The 7,178-nt window shown below is 52.9% G+C and carries 9 protein-coding genes; 8 read left to right on the top strand and 1 reads right to left on the bottom strand.

Annotation, left to right across the window (positions count from 1 at the left end; all coding sequences use genetic code 11):
• Positions 1-784: 784 nt before the first annotated feature.
• The gene (locus IPG22_17000; GenBank protein ID MBK6589985.1) at positions 785-970 is read right to left on the bottom strand and encodes a hypothetical protein; all 186 of its coding nucleotides are present in this window, start codon (positions 968-970) and stop codon (positions 785-787) included.
• A 248-nt stretch (positions 971-1,218) separates the two neighbouring features.
• On the opposite strand from IPG22_17000, the gene IPG22_16995 reads away from it, so the two are divergent.
• The 8 genes from IPG22_16995 (at position 1,219) to IPG22_16960 (ending at position 7,150) form a co-directional block, all read left to right on the top strand.
• Positions 1,219-1,365, top strand: a complete 147-nt coding sequence (locus IPG22_16995) for a hypothetical protein (protein ID MBK6589984.1) — start codon at positions 1,219-1,221, stop codon at positions 1,363-1,365.
• The gene (locus tag IPG22_16990) at positions 1,362-2,651 is read left to right on the top strand and encodes a TolC family protein (protein MBK6589983.1); all 1,290 of its coding nucleotides are present in this window, start codon (positions 1,362-1,364) and stop codon (positions 2,649-2,651) included. Before IPG22_16995 ends, IPG22_16990 begins: the two co-directional genes overlap by 4 nt.
• Complete coding sequence (locus tag IPG22_16985) at positions 2,648-3,262, top strand: hypothetical protein (GenBank protein ID MBK6589982.1); 615 nt, start codon at positions 2,648-2,650, stop codon at positions 3,260-3,262. Before IPG22_16990 ends, IPG22_16985 begins: the two co-directional genes overlap by 4 nt.
• Positions 3,262-3,534 carry a hypothetical protein gene (locus tag IPG22_16980; GenBank protein MBK6589981.1) on the top strand — a complete coding sequence of 91 codons (273 nt, stop codon included), beginning with the start codon at positions 3,262-3,264 and terminating at the stop codon, positions 3,532-3,534. Before IPG22_16985 ends, IPG22_16980 begins: the two co-directional genes overlap by 1 nt.
• Before the next feature lie 59 nt (positions 3,535-3,593).
• The gene (locus IPG22_16975) at positions 3,594-4,460 is read left to right on the top strand and encodes a hypothetical protein (protein MBK6589980.1); all 867 of its coding nucleotides are present in this window, start codon (positions 3,594-3,596) and stop codon (positions 4,458-4,460) included.
• The gene (locus IPG22_16970) at positions 4,345-5,244 is read left to right on the top strand and encodes an efflux RND transporter periplasmic adaptor subunit (GenBank protein MBK6589979.1); all 900 of its coding nucleotides are present in this window, start codon (positions 4,345-4,347) and stop codon (positions 5,242-5,244) included. The genes IPG22_16975 and IPG22_16970 overlap by 116 nt, the downstream gene beginning before the upstream one ends.
• A gap of 161 nt (positions 5,245-5,405) precedes the next feature.
• Complete coding sequence (locus tag IPG22_16965; protein MBK6589978.1) at positions 5,406-6,548, top strand: cupredoxin domain-containing protein; 1,143 nt, start codon at positions 5,406-5,408, stop codon at positions 6,546-6,548.
• 248 nt (positions 6,549-6,796) lie between these two features.
• The gene (locus IPG22_16960; protein ID MBK6589977.1) at positions 6,797-7,150 is read left to right on the top strand and encodes a cupredoxin domain-containing protein; all 354 of its coding nucleotides are present in this window, start codon (positions 6,797-6,799) and stop codon (positions 7,148-7,150) included.
• Positions 7,151-7,178: the final 28 nt, after the last annotated feature.

Below are 7,178 nucleotides of genomic sequence, written 5' to 3'. Positions count from 1 at the left end.
ATCTACCCGGCCGGGAACACAGGCGGGGCGAACGTGTGGTTTTTCAGAGTCATTCTGCCTGTTCCCGAAGACTTAGCGGAGATTCATTAGGAGAAGTGATCGGATTATTCCAGATGGAGGACGACAGTTCTTACTTCCAGAGATCGCAGAATCGAGAAGCTGCAGGAACTTTGCCGTTTAGTCGACGCCGAACTACCGGTCGAGAATTTTCTACGTATGGCGATGACCGAGCGGGGTGCTTTACTTTTTGACCGATATGAGCACGACCTTCCATTCTTGAAATCAGCTGGCTGGTGTAAACAAAGTCTCACCCCGCTGTTTGCTGTTTGAGGGAAACGAGACAGCTCCTGTCTCTTTATACATGGTAGCACGGCCTCTGTCTTTTTTTTTCTGGGGGAATACTCCCGTTAAACCCAATAAACATTCAGAAAGCGAGTGGTATAGCTGTTGCATTCAGTTCCGAGTATATGAGAAGTCAGATCGCGCGATATATTGGGTTTTTTATTCTGGAGTACTGCGTCCTGTTCACGATTTGTCCCGCCTGTTGCGATACTCGCCCATGGCGGTGGGGATCATGGTGACGCGAAGCCAAAGTCCACGGCGAACGCGAAGGGCGTTGTATCCCATTCGACTCGTTTGGGCGAACTCAAGGCTAATGGTAAAGCACCCTTCGATGGAGCCGGACACGCCTACGACCGGGGTTCTTTGTCACGAGATTTGAGACCAACGAACCTTTCAAGCACGCGGTGCAAGGGTCGATCGAATCCGCGAACGGGTACGGTCTTTAGCGCGACCGTTGCGGCTGTAAACTGGCGGGCACATACAGCGTGACCTTTCCGGCGTGCCGTCCGGCGTTTACAAGATGCGGGCTAACGTGTCGCACGACGGCAAGAGCATAAACCTTGCCCGCCACTGAGTCGAAAGTGTAAAGCCGCCCGCGGTTGCGGCGAGGCGGAACGTCTTGGTTCACACAATTAAGTGAATCGGCGTTGTCCTTTTTTTTGCTTGATTTATTTTGCTTTTCGGGCTTCGTGTTTTTCGTGTGGCGTTTCGCCGCTGGCCCAGGAGTTAACGAGGAAGCACTTTCTGCGTAAGATTCTAAGCGAACATCGTTTACCGACACTCCATGGGCATGAGGAACTTCTTTAGCGATCGTGGGTTGAGTATTCAGCAAAGCTCGGTTTAGCCGTCCTCTTTTTTGGCGGCTTTCATTCGGCATTGGCCCAGCAAACTGTTCCCTCGCCCTTGCCGACTCCGGCACCGTCGCTGCAATACATTGGCCCGGATGGCGTGAGCGTCGAGCGGCTTGTAGAAAGTGCGGGCAGGCGTCGGGCGGATCTGCTTGCGGCGCGCAGCGGCTCGTGATCGCCGAAGGGCGCCTCGTTCAAGCCGGACTTCGGCCAAATCCGGTCTTTAGTACCGAATACGGCAGCCCCCGTTTTTTGGGCGGCGAAAGCGAGTATGACTTTTCGGCAGAGCTGGCCCAACCTTTCGAGCTTGGAGAAAAACGTGGAAAGCGTCGTACCGTCGCGGAACTCGAACTCCAACAGGTTCGATCCGAAGTCGCGGCTATCGAACGGAATATCGCGGTCGAAATTCGCCGTGATTATGCTCAGGCTATATCGGCCGCGCGGCAGCTCGATGTATTGGAAAGACTTCTGGCTGCTGACGCGGAATTGGTTCGGGTGACGGAAGCACGCTTAAACGAGGGCGATGTGGCGCCGCTCGACCTGAATTTAGTCAAGGTCGAAAGCGATCGCCTGAAGATCCAAAGGATCGAAGCGAGAAACGAATTGGAAATTGCCTTGTTAAGAATTCGAACGCTGATCGGATCCGATGTCTCGGAACCGCTTCGCTTGGCGCCGCAATCCGATCGGCCTCCACGTCTCGATATGGGTCTTAGCGAACTTACCCAAAAGGCGTTGAACGATCGCTCCGACTTACAGGCCGCCCGGATTGGCGAGCGGCTGGGAACCGCGAGGCTGGACTTGGCCCGTGCTCAGGCGGCTCCGGATATCACGCCGTCGGTGCGCTTTTCACGCACCAAGGCATTTACCGACCTGCCCCAGGCCGGCGGCGGCATTGTCAACAATCTGGACAATGAGCTGACATTCGGCGTGTCGATCGATCTTCCCGTGTCGAACCGTAACCAAGGCGGTATTGCCTCCGCAGTCGGTGAACAGGTTCAGGCGGTGCGGACACGTGAATTTTTAGAGGCGACGATACGGCGTGATGTCGCCGTTGCATACGGCCAGTATCGGGCCGCGGCGGAAAAGCTGGTGTTGTATACAACTCAAATCCTGCCGAGAGCCGAGGCAAATTTGCAGACTGTCCGGGCTGCATATAATGCTGGCGAGTTTTCGGTGTTTGAGGTCGTTAACGAACAGCGTCGTCTGAATGAGAACGTCACGAATTATAACCGGGTTTTGGAAGAATACTACACGACCCTAACGGCACTCGAAGCAGCAGTGGGTGCCGCCCTGCCGCCATCCGCATTCATGCCTGGATCGACATCGGTCCTGCCGGATACGAAGATCGTGCCGCGACAGTTTAACAGGGAAGAATTTTTGAAGTCGATCAACGAGCACAAAGCCGAACGTACCGGATTACTAAAATCGACTAAACCAAGAATAGAAGAGGAGAAAAAATGAAAATACTGATATTCGTAACTGTAATTACCGCGAGCCTGTTATCGCTGGCGTGTTCCGGCGGGAGCACAAACACCAGTCCCAACACCGCTACGGCGAATAAGGCGCCAGCGAACTCGACCGCAGCAAATAACGCTGCCCCACCAGCGAAAGCCGATGAGGTTCCGGCCTCGGTCAAGGCGGCACTTCCTGGAGCGCAGACGTTTACGGCCATGCACAAAGAGCTTACCGACGCTCAGGTCGCCTCGATCGAAAAAGATACGGGCGGAAAAGTCACCGAAAAAGATCATCATTCCTATCCGGGATTCTCCACCGTGAATGGTACAAAGACGCAGCTCGGATCGGTCACGATCGTCAAGGCGGCAGGCAAGGAGATCCTAGTTGTCTATGAGAACAAGGAAGGGTCGCCGTCAATTAAAGAGATCAAGGCCGAGGGCGTGCCGGCGGGTTTTCTCAGCCAGTTTACAGGAAAAGGCCACGATGACGATCTGCTGCTAGGGGCTGATATCAAGGCAAACGGTGCAAAGGATGATCTGGCAAAAGCAATCACTGACGCCATAAGGATCGACGTTCTGTCGATGCAAGCTCTGTACGGCAAGGCACACACACATTAATGGATAGGCCGATCAAAAAATTGATGCTCAGGGCTCGTTCCGGGAGTGCGAAAGTGAGGCGAAGTCAGATAGCATTTTTCCTTATCTCTTTATGCCTCGTACCGTCGTTCGCTGCAGAGGCTCCAGTTCCTGCGGCGGCGGGATCGACTCCGATTACGACGATCACCTCCGAACGGAATGTGAAAAACGACAGCGGCGAGCTGACCGTCATTATGAAACGTCTTCCCGGCGATCCGCTCCGGGTGAAACGGGACACGTACTTGTTTCGTTGAGCGAGACGGTTCAGGGCGGGTTCGGTTCGGGGCCGCTCCCGGTCGAAAAGGCCGCCGTCGTGTTTAGCATTACAAAGCCTGACGGTGCGGTAGTTGCCGGGAATATGCTGGCGACGGAAGAGCCGGGCGGTTTGTACCGGGGGATTTATGTTTTTGACAGCGCGGGCGACTACAAAATAGCTTTTTCTATAACCACGGAAGACAAAAGGACTTTTTCGGCTGATTTCCCTGTCACAGTTTCACGAGCACCGATCCGCACATCTTTTTGGGTCGGTCTTCTGATCCTGCTTGTGCTTTCGGGTGCTTCGTTCGCGGTTGTCTTTTATGCCTTGAAAAGAAAAGGGGATACGTCTTTTCGGCGACTTGCACCGGTAGGTGCGATTGTTCTAACGGTGTTTCTATTGAGCACGGTTGTACTGGCGTATCTTATTCCGCCTTCTCAGACGCGCGAAACGGCTGCGATTCCTCCAGACGCCTTTTCAACTGCAGCGGTTAACGAGTTGTCAAAGGGAACGACGATCACCGTGCCGAAAGAATCGCAGCTACTGTTTGGGATAAAGACTCAGTTGATCGACACGAGGCAAATTACGAGCGGTTTGAAAACCACGGGAGTAGTCAGGGCTCGACCGGACGCTAAAGGAGTTGTGACGGCTCAGGTGCCGGGAAGGATCGTTCTTAATCAGGCGGTATCTTTAGGTTCTGCTGTTGGTCGCGGCGAACAGATTGGATACGTCGAACAAGTGCTAGATGTATCGGGACAGACCGGGCTCGAGTCGCAAAGACTGGATGTCGAAGCGCAGCAGCGGGAGGTTGAAGCGCGGAAGTTGGAACTCCGAAAATACTGTCCTTTCGCTCCAGTCGCAACAGGCACAATCACGAGCTGCGGCCGGGCAAGCAAGGACGCGTCTCGCGCAGGCGCAGCGTGAACTTCGAAGATCGCAGAACCTTTTGGAAGTCGGGGCGGTACCGCGAAAACGTGTCGAGGAAGCGCAAACAGCCGTAAAGGTTATCGACGATGAAGTAACTTCGGCCGAGAAGCAGGTCGTTTTATTGGGCGAGCAGATCAAATCCGCCCAGGCCGGACAAAGTATTTTCCGCTCGCCTACGGTCAGGCAGCCCATGCGGAATTTTCCGTTAATATCGCCCATAACGGGAATAATCGACCAGATCAAAGCCACGAGCGGCCAGCAGGTCGCAAGCGGGGCCGAATTACTCAACATCGTCAATTTGTCCACCGTGCTTCTAGAAGCTCAGGTTTTTGAGAAAGACCTCACGACGGTTCGAGAATCCACACGGGCAAGCTTTACATCTTCGGCCCTGGCCGGCGAGGTCTACACAATTGGTACTGCTGATGGTGATGGGAGACTTGTTTCGATCGGACAAACCGTTAATGAACAGACGCGGACCTTCCCGGTCATTTACGAGGTCAAGAATCCATTCAACCGGCTTAAGGACGGTAATTTCATTGAGATCACCATCGACACAAGTGGAGACCGCAAGGTTTTGGCTGTTCCGAAATCAGCGGTTGTTCGCGAGCAAGGTGAGACTTTTGTGTTTGTCTTCGATGGTGGTGAGACGTTCGAGAGGCGTCAAATCGCACTGGGGGCCGAAGGTGCGGATTTCTACGAGATCGTATCAGGATTAAAGGAAGGCGATAGGGTCGTCATTGAAGGCGTGTATCAGCTTCGAACTACGCAGGCTGGTGAATAGATCAAGAGAAGTGATCGCCAAGGAAAAAAATCGAGAGAAAGAATAATGACAAAGAAAATGATTTTGGGAACAGTTTTAGTAATTTCATCATTTGGCATTTTTTAACGGCATGTAATGTCGGGGCAAATTCGCAAGGCGTTAACAACACGAATGCCGCAAGTGTGGTTGTCAGTGAAACCAATTCCGCGAACATGGTCGCTTCGGATTCGGCCTTTAAGGTTGATTTTAAAACGGAGCCGGGCCAGATTCAGGCCGGTGCTCCGGCGACGCTGGTTTTTACTGTTAAGGACAGTAAGAACGCGGTCGTTAAGGATCTTCAGATCGTTCACGAAAAGCCGATGCACTTGCTGATCGTGTCTAAGGACCTCGCGGAGTTTTACCACATTCATCCCGAGCCGTCGGCCGATGGATCTTATCGAGTTCAGCACACGTTTCCGAACGGCGGCGACTTTAAGTTCTACGCCGACTTCACGCCGCCTAATGCGAGGCAAGTGGTCGAACGCATTGATGTGAAGGTCTCGGGAACTGAAAGGGCAAAGGTTGCTCTCGTTGCGGATACAAAGCTGGAAAAATCGGTTGATGGCGTGAAGGTGACGATGAAGCCGAGTGCGAAGATCGAGGCGGGACAGGAACTGACGCTTGATTTCGCGGTCTTTGACGCGAAAACCGGAAAGCCCGCGACCGATCTGCAAAATTACCTGGGCGAACTGGCGCACTTCGTCATCATTAGTGAAGACCTCGTCGATTTCGTCCACGCACACCCGATAGCGAAAGGCGAAAAGATGGACGGGATGAAGATGGACGGCGATAAGAAAGAAAAAGATCACAATGCCGACGGCCATTCGCACGGGGCAGATTCGAAAGACCCGAAAAAACCAAGTGCTTACGAGGTTTCGGCTCATACCGCGTTCCCACGGGCGGGGCTTTACAAGCTTTGGGCCCAGTTTCAACGTGGCGGGAAGGTTATCAGCGTTCCGTTTATCGTGAATGTTCCGGCAGGTTCGGCTAAACAGGTGAAGGCCGCGAACGTTCCTGCGGGAGCGACGAAGATCACTGTTTCATCTAAAGGCTACGAGCCGTCATCCGTTTCGTTCGTCAAAGGACAACCTGTTAAGTTAGCTTTCTATCGAGCCGATTCGGAGAATTGTGGCGGCGAGGTCGTCTTTGCCAAGCAAAAGATACGAAAGAAACTACCCGTCGGCGAGACAGTCCTGGTCGAATTCACGCCAACCGAAGCCGGCGAGATCGCATTCGCCTGCGGGATGGACATGTTGCGAGGAAAGCTGATCGTCGTTGAGCAATGAGAGATGACATCAATTGAACAACTGCTGATGTCAGCTGCAAATTACATGACATCGGACAAGAAATAAGCGATGTCGGGCGTTAGTTAAGAGACATCGGACGGGAAATTAATGATGTCGGACGAGAAATAAGTGACATCGGACGCTAAATAAGCGATGTCTGTGGGCAGAGAAACGACATTAATCGTAGATTAAGCGACGTAAATTGGAAAAGAATTGAGAAAAATTGACGAATATTAGAGGAGATAAATATGAAAAGATCACTGATTGCCCTGTTTTTACTGGTTACCGGCGTGGTTGGCGTCGGGGTTGTTGCGGTGAACGTCGAGGCTCACACCAGAACGGTCAAAATTAGCGTCTCGAGAAGCGGCTTTTCGCCGTCGTCGATCGACGCCGAGGCGGGACATAAGCTAAATCTTGTGTTTAACCGCGCTGACAAGAACAACTGCGGCAGCAAGGTCGTATTTGCAAAGCTGGGTATTACCAAAAATCTGCCGGTGGGCAAAGATGTTGTCGTTAGCATCACGCCGACCGAGGCGGGACAAATATCATTTGCCTGCGGAATGGGAATGTACAAGGGAAGCATCGTCGTTAGCGAGGGCTGAGACCGCCTAAGTTAAAAGGGGGAAGAAA

The sequence above is a fragment of the Acidobacteriota bacterium genome (assembly GCA_016703965.1).
GTDB lineage: Bacteria > Acidobacteriota > Blastocatellia > Pyrinomonadales > Pyrinomonadaceae > OLB17.
Note: the sequence above shows the minus strand (reverse complement) of the source record. Positions and strands in the feature narration are given on the sequence as shown.

Excerpts from the sequence above, each read along its gene's own strand:
- IPG22_16985 (MBK6589982.1), top strand. The coding sequence starts at position 2,648 with ATGAAAATACTGATATTCGTAACTGTAATTACCGCGAGCCTGTTATCG.
- IPG22_16980 (MBK6589981.1), top strand. The coding sequence starts at position 3,262 with ATGGATAGGCCGATCAAAAAATTGATGCTCAGGGCTCGTTCCGGGAGT.
- IPG22_16960 (MBK6589977.1), top strand. The coding sequence starts at position 6,797 with ATGAAAAGATCACTGATTGCCCTGTTTTTACTGGTTACCGGCGTGGTT.